A 16739-nucleotide genomic window follows, 5' to 3' on the forward strand; every position below is an offset into this window, starting at 1 on the left:
CAGGTATTTTCGGCCAAGTGGAATTAGGTGTTCTTCTAGAGCGAGATCATATCTAGAGCGAGATAATAGTCGGCTGATGTTCTTCGGCTAGGATTAAAATTGCCATCCGGCTTTACTAAATATGATTTATGACATCGTATTAGTTTGTTTTTACTTAGCGCTTTTTCAATTGTTTGGAGATTGGTATTAATTAATATTTGTTTGACGATTTTTAAAAGCACACAAGTTTTCAATAATACAATCACCACATTTAGGCCAGCGTACAATACAAGTGTACCGCCTATGAATAGTCAACCGTGATGTACATTAAGGTTAAATGCTTATGGAACAACTTTTAGCAGTTTTTGGATAACGTTGTCAGCGATTTTTCCTATGGTTGGCTAGCCAGAAGCTTATTAAATTGGCTTATAACACTAACTTTAAAGCCGTACTGAAGGTTATAGATCATTCCTGTAGCCAGGTAAATAAATGGGTTCTAATTGATAAGCGTCATCCAGCCACTCTTTAATAAATGGGCGTTCGAGTAATATGTTTACCCAATGTTGAACATTTGGCCAACGTTCATCTGGCTGAAAGTGAGAGGTTAACCTGATAACAGAAGGTACAAACATAATATCTGCTAAGGAATAATCGCCAACCAAGTATTCACCGCTAAATTGTGATATTGAATCCTCCCAAATAGAATAAACTTTTTCTATTGCTTGAATTTCGTCAGCAGATAACGATTTTTTATCTGGATAAAATGCGCTTTCGAAATATAAACAAGGACATATACGACCAAAGGTAGAGTGCTGCCATGCAACCAATGATCTTGCTTTCGCCCGTGCCTTAATATCTAAAGGGAGCAAAGAATTAGCGCCTAGCTCGCTGGCGTATTCCATGATGGCATTTGAGTCAAATATAATAAATCCATCATCATTTAACACAGGCACAGCTGCTGGTGGTGAAAATTCACCTATTTCGGCTAAGTTCTTCCATCGTTGTGGTCTTCGTATATCAATGATTATTTCTTTGAAAGCGATGTTTTGTTCTTTTAATGCGAGCCATGCGCGAAATGCCCAACTAGATGCATTTCGATTACCACTATATAAAACTCTATTCATTTTAACCTCTTAGTGTAACTCAATTTAATTGGGTACTTATTGTATGTTAGTCTTTGCCTAAAAGTGCTGCTAAAACGTTACCCAAACGCTCTTTGTTGGGCGAAATTTATATATTTATAAAGGAAAATAAGCGTGGATGATTTTGATCGTTCGATTTTGAATATTCTGCAAATCAACAGCCGAATGAGCACAGAGAAGATGGGAGACTTTGTAGGGCTATCTCCGTCTGCTTGCCAGCGCAGAATTAAAAAGCTAAAAGCCCAAGGGATTATCAAAAAAGAAGTTGCGATAATTGATAGGGACAAGCTAGAAGGCTTAACGACGGCAATTATCGATGTGAGTCTAGAAAAAGGTGGGGAACGCGCACTAGACGGCTTTATTGATATGCTTAATAACGAAAAAAGAGTGCAGCAGGTTTACTACACTGCTGGAGATGTAGATTTTGTCTTGATCATTGTTGTTAGAAATATGAGTGAGTTTGACAGTCTGACTCGTCGGTTATTAATGTCTAACTGTAGTGGCACAATAAATTTGGCCACCTAATTAGAGGTGATAGAATCAACCAATGATGTACATCAAGCTTAAATTCTTTTGGTACGACTTTAAGTAGCTTTTACTCAACGTCATCCACGGTTTTGCCCATAGCGAGCTTGGTACGGTTAGATACACGGTATATATGCGTGTCAACGGCGATGGTAGGCCAGACAATTACCGTATGATAGTAGTAGATAAACTATTTCGATCGGCTCATGTGTGCCAATTACAGTCATACGCCTCTACCAGTTCGAGCACACTGTATTAGAAACAGCAAAAGCTCTATCAAACTCACCAAATAATAGAATCTAGTCAGAATACCGTCTAAAAAGTAACGGAAGAGTTAATACATGTACAACAAATCATAAGCTACTGATTTTTATTGGAATCAAGTTGGAGAAACACGTGGTAATTATGACAGCTTTTAGAAATCACTCTAACTACCATGATCATTATTCAATAATCTTTCAAAATAACTGTTGACCTGTCTACAGCTTCATAGTCTAAAGTTTATTCAAGCATGAGAGGAAGCCTATGTACCGTATTTCTGAATTAGCACAAAAAGTAGGATTGAGCCGTTCCACTTTGCTCTATTACGAAAAACTCAAATTGATTTCTTCCGAACGGCAGAGCAATGGATATCGTTCGTATACGGAAAAAGACGTTCAACGAGTAATGTTATTGCAGCGACTGCAAGCAGGTGGACTGACCCTAAAAGAGTGCCTTGCATGTTTGCAAGCTCAAATAGACAGAGAGTTACTACTTCACAGACTGAGTGTATTGGATCAAGAAATAGCTCAAAAGCAAAAAGCAAGAGAGCTTCTTTCTTCAATGCTTGGTATGAACTCTATGAAAGAATGGCATCAGTCAATGGAAAATGAAGCACCATTAGCACACCATGATTTTTTGTTAAAACAAGGGTTCAGTGACAAGCAAGCCCAAAGACTAAAATGGCTGTCAAAGGACATGAATGAGCATGAGCAATACATGACTGACTTTGAAACTATTTTTCAAGGTTTGGATAGATTAGGGCCTGGAGATGAAGGCGATACTCTTAAAGCACTAAGCTTTTTACCTATTAGATCAGGCAATGTGTTAGAAATTGGTTGTGGCAAAGGCGTAACAATCTCCTTGTTAGCAAAACATTCGACTTTTAATTTAACGGCTCTAGATAATGATGAATACAACTTAAGTTGTGTTCAAGAAGTGGTTGAAGACCAATTTGCGGAACATCCAGTGACAACGATTTGTGCCAGTATGGAGGCGATGCCATTTGCCTTGGAGCAATTTGATGTTATCTGGTCAGAAGGTAGTGCTTATATCATGGGAGTAAAGCAGGCGCTCAAAAGTTGGAAGTCATTTATTAAGAATAATGGCTACTTAGTTATGAGTGATTTGGTTTGGTTGACTAATAAACGCGATGTCGAACCCATAGAGTTTTGGCAAGAAAACTATCCAAAAATGTCGACCATTGAACAACGAGCTAAAGAGATGATGAAAGCCGGTTATGAAGTAGTCGAGCACTTTACACAGAGCGAACAGTCTTGGCGTAACTACCTAGAACCATTGAAGCAAAGAATTACTCAGCTCACGGGTGAAGGTCTTACTTCAAATTCATTAAATGACTTACGAAAAGAAGTCCAGATACACGAAAAATACTTAGGCCAGTATGGTTACCAAGTATTTGTACTTAAGAACATAGGAACAAAACATGAAAGTAAGACATGAGAACCACACAGACATTAAAAAAATAGAATCTCTAATTTACCGAGCTTTTATGAACCACCCGCACCATGAATCTGGGGCTACACCAACTGAGCACCTAATCGTAAACAAATTACGGGATACAAACGCATTATCACTCTCTCTGGTGTATGAAGATGAAACTGGACTCATTGGTCATATCGCCTTTTCACCGGTTTTAATTGATGGCGAGGAGTCACTTTGGCTGGGATTAGGGCCTGTTTCTGTAATGCCAAACCGTCAAGGTGAAGGTATTGGTAGTGCACTTATTCAAGAGGGGATATCACAACTTCAGTCTAAAGGCATTGAAGGACTGGTGTTACTCGGAGAACCAGAGTATTACGGTCGATTTGGCTTTTTGTCACAGCCAGAACTTACATTGCCTGATGTTCCGTCAGAGTATTTTTTAGCGCTATCGCTATCTAATAACGTTCCAACTGGTGAAGTAGCTTACCACTCTGCTTTTTTTGACAATTAAGAGATAAAGATGAAACATTTTACACTTACTATTATTTTTCTAATTTGCATATCATTAAATAGCGCCAGCGCTTTAGGGAGCCAAACATCTAAATTTGGCATAGCTATATCAAATGATGATGAAAAAATTGCATATAGCGTTAATGGGAATGGGAAAACAGCATTAATGTTTGTACATGGTTGGAGTCTAGACAGTCGGCTCTGGCACAATCAAATTAGTTATTTTTCAGCCGAACATCAGGTTGTTACAATTGATTTAGCAGGGCATGGTAATTCGTCTTTCAATCGAAATGAATATACCATGCTAGCTTTCGCAAATGACATTAAAGCAGTCATAGAAAAAGAAGGTATAGATTCTGCCATATTGATTGGGCACTCAATGGCGGGGGGAGTTATAGCTGAAGCGGCTAAGTTAATGCCGAATAAAGTTAAGGGGATTATTGGTGTTGATACTTCACAAAATGTAGCCTTAAAGTTATCTCAAGCTGATCTAGACCTAATGACGAAGCCTTTTGAAGACGATTTTCAGGCGGGAATCAACGCATTTGTAAAAGATTCATTGCCTACGAACACTGAACCTGAGTTACTCTATTGGGTTGGAGAAGATATGGCTTCAGCACCAAAAGATATTGCGATTAATCAATTTCGTAATTATTTAGGCCAATATGTAAGTGGTGAGTCATATCGCATCTATAAGAGTATAACAGTGCCTGTTGTACTAGTGAATGCTCGATTATGGCCGACAGACTCGGCAGAGAATAAAAAGCATATCAAAGATTACAGCATTTACTTCATTGAGGACTCAGGACACTTTCCGATGCTAGAAAAACCTGATGAGTTTAATAAAGTTCTTTTGGAGGCGGTCAAGTCTATTAAATAGGTTGTTCGATTAAGTTCACTTTAACAAAATTTCTTAAGCTAAAGTGAACGTATTCTTAAGAAGCGACCCAGGAGTATTATGACTGTCTCTTGATCGCTCTAAGCTGTCGTTTATTCAGTTTTATCTTTAAACTCACAAAGATCTTCTATGATACAAGAACCGCATTTAGGTTTACGTGCTGTACAAGTATATCGACCATGCAAGATAAACCAGTGATGCAGGTTAAACATGAACTCTGTCTTGTTTGGCGTGTTCTTTATGATGGCTTGTTCTGTTTGCTCAACCGTTTTACCTTTTGCGTAGCCAGTTCGGTTGGCAAGGCGTTGGATATGAGTATCAACGGCGAGAAAGTATCTACCTTCATTATCTTTTAGCCAGCCGAAAGCAGTATTAAGTACAACATTAGCGGTTTTTCTGCCTACGCCGGGCAGGGCTTCCAGAGCGGCGCGGTCTTCAGGCACTTGCGAATTGTGTTTTTCTATTAAAATTTTGCAGGTTTTAATGGTATTTTCAGCTTTGGCGTTAAATAGCCCGATGGTTTTAATATATTCTTTCAAGCCATCTACACCTAAAGCAAGAATGGCTTCAGGTGTATTTGCAACTGGATATAGTTTTCTTGTGGCTTTATTCACGCCAACATCAGTTGCTTGTGCAGATAATAATACGGCAATAAGCAATTCGAAAGGGGTGGTGTATTCTAGCTCTGTAGTTGGATTAGGATTATCTGCGCGTAAACGTTCTAATATTTCTCTACGTTTTTCTTTATTCATAATACTTATTGTTTAACTAGTAATGTTTGTAACGCGAGCGCGTTCAATTGTTTTAACAGGCTCAAGTTGTTTTTTACGCTCGTTTAATTGCGCGTCAATAATATTCTTAGCAGCAATAAGCAGCCCCATTCCTATAAAGGCGCCTGGTGGCAAAATTGCTAACAAAAAGCTGGTATCAGACGTAAATAGCTCTATTCTAAGTGATGCCGCCCATTCGCCAAGTAGTAGCTCTGCGCCATCAAACAATGTGCCCTGTCCTAGTATTTCTCTAAATGCCCCCAAGACAACCAAAACTAGCGTAAAGCCAAGGCCCATCATCAGCCCATCTAACGCTGCAAGTGGTGCACTGTTTTTTGAAGCAAAGGCTTCTGCGCGGCCAATAATTGCGCAGTTAGTTACGATAAGAGGAATAAAAATACCTAATGATTGGTAAAGACCATACGTGAATGCGCTCATTAACAATTCAACTGATGTTACAAAAGCGGCAATAATCATTACAAATACAGGAATGCGGATTTCTTTGGTTACCCAATTTTTTACCAAGGATACAGTAAGGTTAGATGCGACAAGCACCAGTAACGTGGCAATGCCTAAGCCTAATGCATTTGTTACGGTTGCAGTAACCGCTAATAGAGGGCATAAACCAAGAAGCTGAACTAATGCGGGGTTATTAAGCCACAAGCCTTGCAGGCTGACATTTTTAATCTCGTTCATTTAATTCACCACGGCAATTTTGTTGAGTTGGTGCAAAAAGTGCTTTTTTATTATTCTGGTAATAAAGTGCAGTATTTTTTACTGCTGTTACAACAGCGCGTGGCGTTATTGTGGCACCTGTAAATTGGTCGAACATACCACCGTCTTTTCTTACTGCCCAGCGTGTGTCATCTTCACCTTCAACTTTTAGACCGTTAAATGATGTAATCCAGTCAGATTTTTTGATTTCTACTTTATCACCAAGCCCTGGGGTTTCTTTGTGGTTGATAACCCTTACGCCGGTGATCTCGTTATTTATATTGAAGCCTGTAAGGAGTTCGATGCTTCCGCTGTAGCCATTGGGTGCCGTGCTTTCAATAGCCAGCACAGCTGGCTCGCCATTCACACGCCCACGATAAACTTGTTTAATCTGGTCATTGCCCAAAAATTCAGGCGATGTGACAGAGATGCAATCATCAAATAAATTATTATTGTATAAATCTTTGCTGACAACATCAGTGATGCTTTTTTGTAGTTCGGATTGTTGTTGTGCAGCAATTCTATCTTTGGTAAGTGTATGAGTTATTGCAACTAATCCAGTACAAATAACGGCAAAGATAGCTAATAACAGACCATTTTTTTGCATTGATTTGGTCATTTAGACACTTCCTTAACATGTCCGTAGGTTGTAGGTCGTGTGTAATAGTCAATTAGCGGTACGCACATATTGGCCAACAACACAGCAAAAGCGATGGCGTCAGGATAACCGCCAAAAACACGGATAAAATAAATTAAACAACCGATTAGCAGGCCAAAAATAACTCGACCTTTATTGGTTGTAGAAGCTGAAACAGGATCTGTGGCAATGAAGAAAGCGCCAAACATTGCAGCACCACTGAATATATGAAACGTGGGAGACGCCACAGTATCAGGTGAAATTAAGAAACCAATAAGCGCGCAACCAAACAGGCCGCTTAAAAAGCCTGCTGGTATATGCCAATTAATCGTTTTAGTGAAAATAAGAAACATACCGCCTGCAAAAAAGGCGAGATTAATCCATTCCCAACCAAGCCCACTCAAGCCTAAGCCTGAGTCTAGCGAAAAGACAGGACTAGCCATACTTTCTGTTGTTGTCATGCCTATCGTTAAATCTGTTTTTAATGTATCCAGCGGAGTTGCCATCGTTATTCCGTCAACGCCTAAACGAAGTTGCTCTATGCTATAACCTGCGCTAGAAAATCCTGTAAATATGGCATAAAAGGCGTCTACGATAGTTAGTTCGTATTGCATTAATGAGACTGGTGGCAACCATGATGTCATTTGTAAAGGAAATGAAATAAGCAACATAACGTAGGCGGCCATAGCAGGGTTGAATAGGTTAAAGCCAATTCCACCGTATAGTTGCTTTACGATAATGATGGCAAATGCTGCGCCAAGAAAAGAAATCCACCAAGGAGCAAATGAAGGCACACTCAAGCCGATAAGCACACCAGTTAATATGGCACTGTAATCCGTTAATCTTGGGGTAATGGCTTTATTTCGAATAGCTAAAAAAACCGCTTCAGCTGCAATGGCTGTAAAAGAAGCGATTGCAATATGAATAAGATTGCCCCAACCAAAAAAGTAGGCTTGCACAATGGCGGCGGGAATACAGGCATAAATAACTAACAGCATTAGTTGGCTGGTGGTTTTACGCTTGTGATTATGTGGTGAGCTAGCTAATGTAAAACTCATTTCTTTGTATTTTCCTGTTGCTCTCTTTTTGCTTTAGCACGGGCGATGGCTGCTGCAATTTTCGCTTTTTTCTGCTGCTCAGGGCTTTCAGCATCATTAGAACTGATAGAAGACTTTTCTTCTGTAACTTTTGGTTCAGTAGAGCTAGTTGCGGATGATTGCTTCGTCGCTGTTGTGCTTGTTGAGTGCTCTGAGCGTTGTAATTCAGCTAATTTCTCATCTCGTTTTGCTTTTGCTCTAGCTATGGCTGCAGCAATTGCTTCTTGTTTATTACTTTTACTGGCGCTTGACTCGTTTTCCTGAGGCAATTCACTGGCTTTTGATTCAGCTGACGAAGTAACTTGATGCTTCAATTCAGGCTGGCTATTTGTTTCATTCAGAGATTTATTTTGCGCTTCTTTTTTGGCTTTTGCCCTTGCTACAGCGGCGGCGATGGCTGCCTTTTTAGGATTGTCCTGAGTGTTAGTTATATTCGCGTCAGAGCCCGCTGCTTTATCCTTCTCGTTATCGCTATTTGCATTATCTGTAGGCTTTTTCTGATGTTCAACATTAGCATTAGCATTAGCATTAGCTTTCTTTGCTTTTGCTCGAGCAATTGCAGCAGCTACTGCATCTTTAGGTGAGCGCTCGGTATTGTCAGTTGCATTTTGTTCAGCGGTATTGTTTTCATTAACGCCTTGAGTTGCCCCTGCTTTTTTAGCCTTAATACGGGCTAACGCATCAGCTACTTTGTCTTTTTCGTTATTTCCTTCCATTGCTTGGCGACGCTTTTCAGCAGCAAGGCGATGTTTTTCGGCGCGTTCTTGCTTTTCACGCTCTAAACGTTGATTACGTTGCTCAAAGCGTTTTTTCGCTTGTTCTGCTTGTCTTTGCTCTTCGTCTAGTTGCTTAATCGTGGCTTTTTCAACGCGGTAATATTCAACTAATGGAATTTCAGAAGGGCACACGTATGCACATGCACCACACTCAATACAGTCGAACAAATTATATTCTTTAGACTTTTCGTGCTCGTTATTTTTTGCGTACCATTGAAGTTGCTGTGGTAATAAGCTAGCAGGGCATACATCTGCACATGCACTACAGCGAATGCACTCCATTTCTTTACCTGCATTAGGCAATTCTGCTTCACTTGGAGCAAGAATACAGTTAGTAATTTTTACTACAGGAATATTCAGGTGGGGTAGTGTGAATCCCATCATTGGGCCACCCATAATCACTCGTTGGTTAACTTCCGGAGTAAAGTGACATTCTTTTAAGACATGTGAAATCGGCGTACCTAAAGGGACCCAGTAGTTTTGTGCTTTTTCAATGGTATCGCCAGCAACCGTAACAATGCGTGAAATTAGCGGTTCGCCTCGTTGAACGGCATTCGCTATGGCATGCACAGTACCAACATTTTGCATTACCATACCAATATCAGCAGGAATGCCACCTGTGGGTACTTGTTTACCTGTTAGAATTTGAATTAGTTGCTTTTCACCGCCAGAAGGGTACTTAGTGGGAATGGCTCTTATTAAAATGCTTTCGTCTGATTTGCACGCAGCTTTCATTGCTTCAATAGCAAGCGGTTTGTCGTCCTCTATGCCAACTATCACATTTTGAGGTTGCAATAAGTGAACAAGAATGTCGATTCCTGCACGAATATGAGTTGCATAATCTTGCATTAAGCGGTCATCAGCTGTGATGTAAGGCTCGCACTCAACACCATTAATAATTAAATATTCGATTGGTCGACTTAATGCAGTTTGTGCTTTGATATAACTAGGAAAGCCTGCTCCACCTAATCCAGATATTCCAGATTGCTGAATTTTTGCAATAAGTTCAGTTTTATCAACTAATGTGTAATCAAGAATAGGGTGAAGCTCTGTCCAACGGTCATCACCGTCTGGTTCAATAATAATACTGAGCTCTGGAATAGCCGATGGGTGTGCTGATGGCATTGGTTTAATATCTACCACAGTACCAGAAGTAGAGGCATGTACAGGCAGCGATAAACCAGATTTTGGTTTGCTAAGCGGCTGCCCTTTAAGAACATGGTCACCTTGTTTTACTAATACTTCACCAAAGTGTCCAATATGCTGCTTAACGGGAATAATGATTTTTTCAGCAAGTGGTAGCGTGGCAACAGGCTGAGTATTTGTGGTGTGCTTATTTGTTGGAGGGTGCACGCCGCCAGGAGATTGCCATAATTGACCACGGAGAATTTTTTCGTGTAACGTTTCCAACAATTACCCCTTACTGAACTTCTTTAATTGGAATGGACTGCAAATCCCATTTCCAGTTGGTAGTGGTTTGTTTTACAGGGATCATATCAATACAATCTACTGGACATGGCTCAACACATAAATCGCAGCCGGTGCATTCTGACGCGATCACAGTATGCATGTGTTTTGCTGCACCTAATATGGCGTCTACTGGGCACGCTTGAATACACTTAGTACAGCCAATACACTCATCTTCACGAATATAGGCCACTTTCTTTATATTGTCTGACTGATGCGCATCATCCAGTGGTTTTGCTTCAACCCCCATTAAATCGGCTAAATTATGAATGGTTGCTTCTCCGCCAGGAGGACATTTATTAATTTCGTCACCATTTGCGATGGCTTCAGCGTACGGTCTACAACCTGGGTATCCACATTGGCCACACTGCGTTTGAGGTAATAGCTCATCAATTTGGTCGACTAATGGATCTGCATCCACTTTAAAACGTATGGCGGCATAGCCCAGTACCAATCCGAATATTAAAGCAAGCACGCCGAGTGCAATTAAGGCATATAAAATACTCATTAAATCTTAACTAACCCTGTAAAGCCCATAAATGCGAGTGACATTAATCCAGCCGTAATCATAGCAATTGAGGCTCCTTTGAATGGGGCTGGTACGTCTGCCGCCGCTAAGCGCTCGCGCATAGCAGCAAAAATGATTAACACCATAGAAAATCCGGCTGCCGCCCCAAACCCATATATAACGGACTCTAAAAAATTATGTTTGGCATTAACATTAAGAAGGGCAACACCCAATACGGCGCAATTAGTGGTAATAAGAGGCAAGAAAATACCAAGTAAACGATAAAGAGTAGGGGATGTTTTATGCACCACCATTTCAGTAAATTGTACAACAACTGCGATCACTAAAATAAAGCTAAGTGTGCGCAAATAGGTGAGTTCAAGCGGTAATAAAATAAATTGATTGACGAGGTAACTGCAAACTGATGCTAATGTTAAAACAAATGTAGTGGCAAGCGACATTCCAATGGCAGTCTCAAGCTTACTTGACACTCCCATAAAGGGGCAAAGCCCAAGAAATTTAACTAGCACAAAGTTATTCACTAAAACAGTGCTGACGAGTAGTAACAGATATTCTGTCATTCACCAAAATCCATCATTATATAAAAACTGTGTCCACATTATTAATTATGCGGTTTGTGGCTAGTTGCAGTATAGCCGTTATTGCGTTTGAGCTGGACATTATCCGCTTTTAGTTATCAATTAACAACTTACTATTTGTATGGATTAAGTTAATTGTGCGGAATTTAAACGGTTTAGTGGGAAGGTAGATGCTGTAAATTTAATTTTTAAAAATGAGTAGTGGGATTTAGCGCAATTATTGTTAAGAGGTAATAAATGCGCTACAACGTCGGTTAACTATAATGCAGAAGGCTTACCAATAAAATAGCCTTGAGTGCCATCAATTAAAAGCTGCTCTAATACATGCTTTTCTTCTTGTGTTTCTACACACTCGGCAAATACGGTAACGCCAATTCTATGTGCTAAATCGACCATTAAGCGCATGAAATATTGATTGTTCTTATCTTCGTCAATATCTCGTGTGTAACTGCCATCCATTTTTATAAAGTCTGGTTTTAAGTCTCTAAAGAACTTAAAGGAAGTCATGCCAACGCCAAAACGTTCAACGGTAATGCGCGCACCTACACGATGTATCATGTCGATAAAACGCTTGCTGGCTTGTATGTTTTGTTGCAAGCCGTATTCAGTGACTTCAAAAATGAGTTTATTTGCTATGTTGGCGTCTTTAAGTAAACGGCGTTCAAGCCAAATCATAAATTGCTCGTTTTGTGCAGTTTTCGGAGTGATATTTATGCCGAAGTATTGATCGGTTAAATTTTTTGCCTTTATTTGGTCAAGGCATTTCTCGATAATGACCTTGTCAACATCAACTATTTTATCTAGCTTTTCGGCCATGGATAAAAAGGAGGCGGTAGGCAGAATTTGCCCTTCAGCAGTTTTAAAACGCGCGAGCACTTCAGAATAGGCTTTTGATGATCGACTGGTAGGTTGAATAGGTTGATGCAACAAACTTACGCGGGTATTAGTTAATACATCATCAATGACTTGGCGCCAATTTTGGTTACCGTACGAAGCTGATACGTTTTCAAGTACGGATGATTCTTTCTGAATAAACCAGCCATTCATCTGGCTTGATTGCGCTAAGCTGATAGCGGTATCTGCTAATGCTAGCATTTCACCTAATGGTTTGCTGACATCGTATGCAACTAAGCCTGTGTATGCGACTGAATCAATTTCAGAAAATTTTTGATATTCGTTGAACTTACTTTGTAGGTTTTGCGCAAAGCGTTCTGACTCTTTAGGGGCAATATTAGGAATGACTACACCAAAGTCAGAACCATTTAATCTAAAAATACGACTATTTGAATAAGTGCCTGCGACAGCTGAAATAATTTCAGCCACATCTATCACATACTTATCGCCTTCCTGATAACCTTTTGCGTGGTTAATCTTCATTAGCTCACTGCAACGGATAATAGCTAATACGCCAAATTCATTGGATTTTTCGTTTAATCTTTTTTCATCAAAATATTGAACAAAGCGATTTCGATTAGCAAGGCCAGTAACCGTGTCTTTGTACGCCTCGTCCATTATTTTTTCAGCAGACTGCTTCAATTCATTTGATTGCTTATCGACATGAGAGGAGAGGGCGCTCAACGCTGAAATGGTATCACTGAATTCATCTGGCAGTTTGCTCCAATCAGGATTAGCTTGATTGTCATTTTTTCTAACGTAGTTATGAATCACATCAGTAATAGTTTCAGACGTTTTTCTATAAATTCGGTTAACAGAACCTTTAAGCAAAATAATAGAGAGAAGCGCAGCGGCAAGAGGAATAATAATGGCTGCAATAAGAAGCTGCTGAAGTACTTTGTATTCTTCGTAATGAGAGGCTTTAAAGGTAACTTTTAAATCGTTGTCTTTATTGGTGATCGTTGAAGTTTTTGAGGTAAGGCCAATTTGTTCAAATAAACCTGCTAAAGCAACATGATTATTTTTTTCTTTGAAAGAGTATAAGTTGGTGCTGTCCATCTTTTGAATGACTAGCTTTTCTACGTCTAATCCATTTTTTAATTGACGAGATAATAATTTTGATTCGGATACAAGGTTACTTGTAAGAAATTGATTGACGGCGCTAGACACATTTTTATGTTTATGTTCTATGATGCTGCCAAAGCCAGTGAAAATAACACTTACAAGAACACATATCATAATGATGAATGTGGCAAACTGCTTCAATGCTAGTAGAGTAAATGATTTCATATTTTACCTGATGCAACCTGATTTTTTATTATTATTCCAGCTTAATACAACGCATTATTATCTAGATATAAGTGATTTTATCCATAAATAATCATTTAAAAATAAAGCTATTAGGTACGAACTGTGGAATTTTAACTCAATACGCGCATTAAGTATAACGAATCAACTAAAAATTTTAAGGTTATCTGAATAAAATTATAGAAATTAAGAAGTGAGGTAATTAAAAGTGGCTCCCCCTCCCCGATTTGAACGGGGGACCTGCGGATTAACAGTCCGTCGCTCTAACCAGCTGAGCTAAGGGGGAACAGCAATACTTTTAATCAAACTTTGAAGTGGCTCCCCCTCCCCGATTTGAACGGGGGACCTGCGGATTAACAGTCCGTCGCTCTAACCAGCTGAGCTAAGGGGGAATCGCCGTTTGATTTGTTAAAACTTCGAGTTGGCTCCCCCTCCCCGATTTGAACGGGGGACCTGCGGATTAACAGTCCGTCGCTCTAACCAGCTGAGCTAAGGGGGAATCACGTCGTTTCAACGGGGCGCAATATTAAGGATCTTGATTAAAACTGTCAACACCTTGTTTTAAATAATTCTGACAAATAGGTTTGTTTGGCTATTGTTTGTTCATTTAAGGCAATTTAGATTTAATTTTAATCATTTATACTGTGTTGTCATATGCACAAGCTTACCTGCATGGTGAATTAGATGGAGTCTATAGGAATAAATCAGGCGTAGTGTTCGTGAAAAAGTCTACATTACTTATGCAGCGGTACATAAGACAGCTGTATATAAAGAGCCGTACATAAAGATAAAGACACGTTTGAAAGAGTAATCTGAGAGATGACAGGCTAATCCATCAATGAGCGAGCGGAGGCCATCGGGTTTATTACACATTAATATGTGCCTCAATATATGCTTCAATAGGCGTCTCGTTAAAAGCTTACCCCTTAGAAGTTGGATCGGCTTATAAACATAATGAGTAAACTATATTCAGTAACCTACTTTCAGTAAGCAACTTTCAGTAAGCAATATTCAGCAAACTATAAGATATCTGAGCTTAACCAGCATATTTATTAAAGTAGTTCAAAATAAGTAGTTTGAATCTATGAATAATAACTAACTTAGGCAACTTAATTTTTGTTGGCACACATCCACTGTATTAATAAACAGTAGTTGTTGATAAAGTTTTTTTCGTTGAGTTCAGTAATAATAAGGGCTAGGGAGAATTGTCTTGTTAAGTTTTCCGTAATTTTAAAGGGCTAGACTTAGTTATCCACCATATCTGTGGATAACTCTGTTCATTAAACCCTTAAGGTATGTGTAAAGCCAATAAAAACGGCTCTTTCAAGCTGATTGGTAAAAAATTAAACAATTGTATTAAAGCTATATAAATCAAATAGATATGTTATTTAAAGTGATTTTTTACTTTTCAGATAAACTCAGAGAAAGATTTCATTCCAGCTACATCTATTTTGTGAACATTATTAAGTAACAAGTGCAAAGATTAAGTAAAATCAACTTTTTTTAGTTAAAAAAATTTTAAAATGGCTTCTCACGCAAGTCGCTTTATTTGAGTAGATGACGTCGTGATTTCACGAAGATATCGTTTTAATGCCAACCTGTATTACTGTAATAAAAACTTAATATAGTAAAATTTACTCACTTCTTAACATTTACATCCCGAACTAAGAATAAAAAGAACATGGTAACGCGTTCCTATAGTTATACTTATGTATATATCTGCTAAGTAATACCTTTTAATATGCTAATTTTGAAAGAATTTAAATAGCATGCAGGCGGCATATTGCTTAGAATACTTAACTCTCTTTTCTTATCAATTAGGTTGCGACTTATTAATGAGTAAATCTAAGCCACCTGTAGACTTATTGGCAGGCGATATTCCCAATACATTAAAGCGCATGACAGTACCTATGATAATGGGAATGGTGTTGCTAATGACGTTCAATATAGTAGACACATTCTTTGTAGGCATGCTGGGCACTGAACCACTAGCAGCGATTAGTTTTACTTTTCCAATTACCTTTACAGTAATTAGCTTAGCTATAGGCCTAGGTATTGGCACGTCAGCAATTATTGCCAAAGCACTAGGAGCAGGAAATGTAGATGAGGCCAAAAGTGATGGAACTTGCTCGCTTTTACTCTCGTTTATTTTAGTCGGGTTACTTTCCACAGCCGGCTATTTTTTAATAGAGCCTTTATTTACTGCTTTGGGAGCTACACCGGCATTGCTTCCATTAATTCATTCATATATGGAAGTATGGTTTTTTGGTAGTGTTTTCTTAATCACACCAATGATAGGCAATAGTGTATTAAGAGCCAGCGGCGATACTAAAACGCCAAGCATAATAATGGCCTTAGGTGGGGCAATGAATGCTATTTTAGATCCAATACTGATTTTTGGTTTTGGTCCGGTTCCCGCCATGGGCATTCAGGGCGCAGCCATTGCAAGTGTGATTGCATGGACGATAGGCTTTTGCATCATCATATATATATTGGCTGTTAAGAAAGAACTGATTCATAAATTGCCGCCTAGACCACGTGTATTTGCTCCAATAGCGGCAAAAATAATGAAGATAGGTATGCCGGCAGCCGGGGCTAATATGCTTACGCCCGCCGCTATGGCGATTTTAACGGCAATTATTGCAACGTATGGTAAAGAAGCGGTTGCAGCTTTTGGTGTTGGTTCAAGAATTGAGTCGCTTGCTAGCTTGGTGGTATTAGCCCTGTCTATGACATTACCACCTTTTATTAGCCAGAACTTCGGTGCAGGCAAAATGGAAAGGGTAGAGCAGGCCTATAAAAAAACATTAAAGTTTGTTTTGGCATGGCAATTAGTTGTTTATATTTTGCTGGTTACCCTAGCGGGTGTTATTGCAAACATTTTTACAGACGATCCAAACGTTATCTCTATCATTAAATTATTTATCTACATTTTACCGCTCGGTTACGGTTTACAAGGCGTTATTATATTAAGTAACTCTTCATTTAATGCGCTACATAAACCGATGAATGCGTTATTGTTGAGTATTGTACGCCTATTCATTTTCTATGTGCCGTTTGCGTATTTAGGTGGTTATTTCTATGATATTCAAGGGTTATTTATTGGTGCCTTAATTGGTAATGTATGTACAGCAATGATTGCTTATAAATGGTTTATGACTCAATTTAAACAGCAAGCAGAAGCGAACCCTCAGCTAAATTCTGAAGTCTAGGA

The 16739-nt window shown here is 39.1% G+C and carries 15 protein-coding genes, 3 tRNA genes and 2 pseudogenes; 5 read left to right on the top strand and 15 right to left on the bottom strand.

Annotated features, from left to right (window positions below):
- Positions 1-35: 35 nt before the first annotated feature.
- The 3 genes and pseudogenes from HUU81_RS17605 to HUU81_RS06860 form a co-directional block, all read right to left on the bottom strand.
- On the bottom strand, positions 36-248 hold the full coding sequence (locus tag HUU81_RS17605) for a LytTR family transcriptional regulator DNA-binding domain-containing protein (protein WP_407644847.1): 213 nt from the start codon (positions 246-248) through the stop codon (positions 36-38).
- A pseudogene (locus HUU81_RS17420) lies at positions 187-353 on the bottom strand (endonuclease III); the annotation flags it as partial. The pseudogene HUU81_RS17420 and the gene HUU81_RS17605, both read right to left, overlap by 62 nt.
- Before the next feature lie 84 nt (positions 354-437).
- Positions 438-1103, bottom strand: a complete 666-nt coding sequence (locus HUU81_RS06860; protein WP_199611495.1) for a glutathione S-transferase family protein — start codon at positions 1101-1103, stop codon at positions 438-440.
- A 132-nt stretch (positions 1104-1235) separates the two neighbouring features.
- Here HUU81_RS06860 and HUU81_RS06865 point away from each other — a divergent pair, with 132 nt between their 5' ends.
- Positions 1236-1646, top strand: a complete 411-nt coding sequence (locus tag HUU81_RS06865; protein WP_199611496.1) for an Lrp/AsnC family transcriptional regulator — start codon at positions 1236-1238, stop codon at positions 1644-1646.
- 10 nt (positions 1647-1656) lie between these two features.
- On the opposite strand, the pseudogene HUU81_RS06870 reads toward HUU81_RS06865, so the two are convergent.
- Positions 1657-1821: pseudogene (locus HUU81_RS06870) on the bottom strand (endonuclease III); the annotation flags it as partial.
- 350 nt (positions 1822-2171) lie between these two features.
- Here HUU81_RS06870 and HUU81_RS06875 point away from each other — a divergent pair.
- The 3 genes from HUU81_RS06875 to HUU81_RS06885 are packed head-to-tail and all read left to right on the top strand — an operon-like array spanning position 2172 to position 4737.
- Positions 2172-3365 carry a MerR family transcriptional regulator gene (locus HUU81_RS06875; RefSeq protein WP_199611497.1) on the top strand — a complete coding sequence of 398 codons (1194 nt, stop codon included), beginning with the start codon at positions 2172-2174 and terminating at the stop codon, positions 3363-3365.
- Positions 3349-3858 carry a GNAT family N-acetyltransferase gene (locus HUU81_RS06880; RefSeq protein ID WP_199611498.1) on the top strand — a complete coding sequence of 170 codons (510 nt, stop codon included), beginning with the start codon at positions 3349-3351 and terminating at the stop codon, positions 3856-3858. Before HUU81_RS06875 ends, HUU81_RS06880 begins: the two co-directional genes overlap by 17 nt.
- Before the next feature lie 9 nt (positions 3859-3867).
- Positions 3868-4737: an alpha/beta fold hydrolase gene (locus tag HUU81_RS06885; protein ID WP_199611499.1), complete on the top strand. Its 870-nt coding sequence runs from the start codon at positions 3868-3870 to the stop codon at positions 4735-4737.
- A gap of 110 nt (positions 4738-4847) precedes the next feature.
- Here the strand turns inward: HUU81_RS06885 and nth are convergent, their stop codons facing one another.
- From nth to HUU81_RS06940, 11 genes are all read right to left on the bottom strand, one after another.
- A complete protein-coding gene (nth, locus tag HUU81_RS06890; protein WP_199611500.1) occupies positions 4848-5507 on the bottom strand; it encodes an endonuclease III in 660 nt (219 codons plus the stop codon).
- 12 nt (positions 5508-5519) lie between these two features.
- Positions 5520-6221 carry an electron transport complex subunit E gene (locus HUU81_RS06895; protein ID WP_199611501.1) on the bottom strand — a complete coding sequence of 234 codons (702 nt, stop codon included), beginning with the start codon at positions 6219-6221 and terminating at the stop codon, positions 5520-5522.
- Positions 6208-6858, bottom strand: coding sequence for an electron transport complex subunit RsxG (rsxG, locus tag HUU81_RS06900; protein WP_199611502.1), 651 nt, complete (start codon positions 6856-6858; stop codon positions 6208-6210). The genes HUU81_RS06895 and rsxG overlap by 14 nt, the downstream gene beginning before the upstream one ends.
- Positions 6855-7934 (bottom strand): electron transport complex subunit RsxD, encoded by a 1080-nt coding sequence (rsxD, locus tag HUU81_RS06905; RefSeq protein ID WP_199611503.1) that lies wholly within the window; start codon positions 7932-7934, stop codon positions 6855-6857. Before rsxD ends, rsxG begins: the two co-directional genes overlap by 4 nt.
- Positions 7931-10159, bottom strand: coding sequence for an electron transport complex subunit RsxC (rsxC, locus tag HUU81_RS06910; protein WP_199611504.1), 2229 nt, complete (start codon positions 10157-10159; stop codon positions 7931-7933). The genes rsxD and rsxC overlap by 4 nt, the downstream gene beginning before the upstream one ends.
- 10 nt (positions 10160-10169) lie before the next feature.
- On the bottom strand, positions 10170-10724 hold the full coding sequence (gene rsxB / locus HUU81_RS06915) for an electron transport complex subunit RsxB (RefSeq protein ID WP_199611505.1): 555 nt from the start codon (positions 10722-10724) through the stop codon (positions 10170-10172).
- Positions 10724-11305, bottom strand: coding sequence for an electron transport complex subunit RsxA (rsxA, locus tag HUU81_RS06920; RefSeq protein ID WP_199611506.1), 582 nt, complete (start codon positions 11303-11305; stop codon positions 10724-10726). The genes rsxB and rsxA overlap by 1 nt, the downstream gene beginning before the upstream one ends.
- 276 nt (positions 11306-11581) lie before the next feature.
- Entirely contained in the window at positions 11582-13507 is a 1926-nt protein-coding gene (locus HUU81_RS06925) for an EAL domain-containing protein (RefSeq protein ID WP_199611507.1), read from the bottom strand.
- 227 nt (positions 13508-13734) lie between these two features.
- Positions 13735-13811: transfer RNA gene (locus HUU81_RS06930), tRNA-Asn, on the bottom strand.
- A gap of 29 nt (positions 13812-13840) precedes the next feature.
- Positions 13841-13917, bottom strand: a tRNA-Asn gene (locus HUU81_RS06935).
- Between the two features lie 30 nt (positions 13918-13947).
- Positions 13948-14024, bottom strand: a tRNA-Asn gene (locus HUU81_RS06940).
- Between the two features lie 1336 nt (positions 14025-15360).
- Between HUU81_RS06940 and HUU81_RS06945 the strand changes: the two genes are divergently transcribed.
- Entirely contained in the window at positions 15361-16737 is a 1377-nt protein-coding gene (locus HUU81_RS06945) for an MATE family efflux transporter (RefSeq protein WP_233520590.1), read from the top strand.
- Positions 16738-16739 lie beyond the last annotated feature (2 nt).

The organism is Flocculibacter collagenilyticus (assembly GCF_016469335.1).
Taxonomy (GTDB): Bacteria; Pseudomonadota; Gammaproteobacteria; order Enterobacterales; family Alteromonadaceae; genus Flocculibacter; species Flocculibacter collagenilyticus.

Bases quoted from the DNA above. Each gene is read 5' to 3' on its own strand.
- HUU81_RS06875 (WP_199611497.1), top strand. From the start codon at position 2,172: ATGTACCGTATTTCTGAATTAGCACAAAAAGTAGGATTGAGCCGTTCC.
- HUU81_RS06945 (WP_233520590.1), top strand. From the start codon at position 15,361: ATGAGTAAATCTAAGCCACCTGTAGACTTATTGGCAGGCGATATTCCC.
- rsxB (WP_199611505.1), bottom strand. From the start codon at position 10,724: ATGAGTATTTTATATGCCTTAATTGCACTCGGCGTGCTTGCTTTAATA.
- HUU81_RS06880 (WP_199611498.1), top strand. From the start codon at position 3,349: ATGAAAGTAAGACATGAGAACCACACAGACATTAAAAAAATAGAATCT.
- HUU81_RS06895 (WP_199611501.1), bottom strand. From the start codon at position 6,221: ATGAACGAGATTAAAAATGTCAGCCTGCAAGGCTTGTGGCTTAATAAC.
- HUU81_RS06885 (WP_199611499.1), top strand. From the start codon at position 3,868: ATGAAACATTTTACACTTACTATTATTTTTCTAATTTGCATATCATTA.
- nth (WP_199611500.1), bottom strand. From the start codon at position 5,507: ATGAATAAAGAAAAACGTAGAGAAATATTAGAACGTTTACGCGCAGAT.
- rsxG (WP_199611502.1), bottom strand. From the start codon at position 6,858: ATGACCAAATCAATGCAAAAAAATGGTCTGTTATTAGCTATCTTTGCC.
- HUU81_RS06860 (WP_199611495.1), bottom strand. From the start codon at position 1,103: ATGAATAGAGTTTTATATAGTGGTAATCGAAATGCATCTAGTTGGGCA.
- rsxD (WP_199611503.1), bottom strand. From the start codon at position 7,934: ATGAGTTTTACATTAGCTAGCTCACCACATAATCACAAGCGTAAAACC.
- rsxA (WP_199611506.1), bottom strand. From the start codon at position 11,305: ATGACAGAATATCTGTTACTACTCGTCAGCACTGTTTTAGTGAATAAC.
- HUU81_RS06925 (WP_199611507.1), bottom strand. From the start codon at position 13,507: ATGAAATCATTTACTCTACTAGCATTGAAGCAGTTTGCCACATTCATC.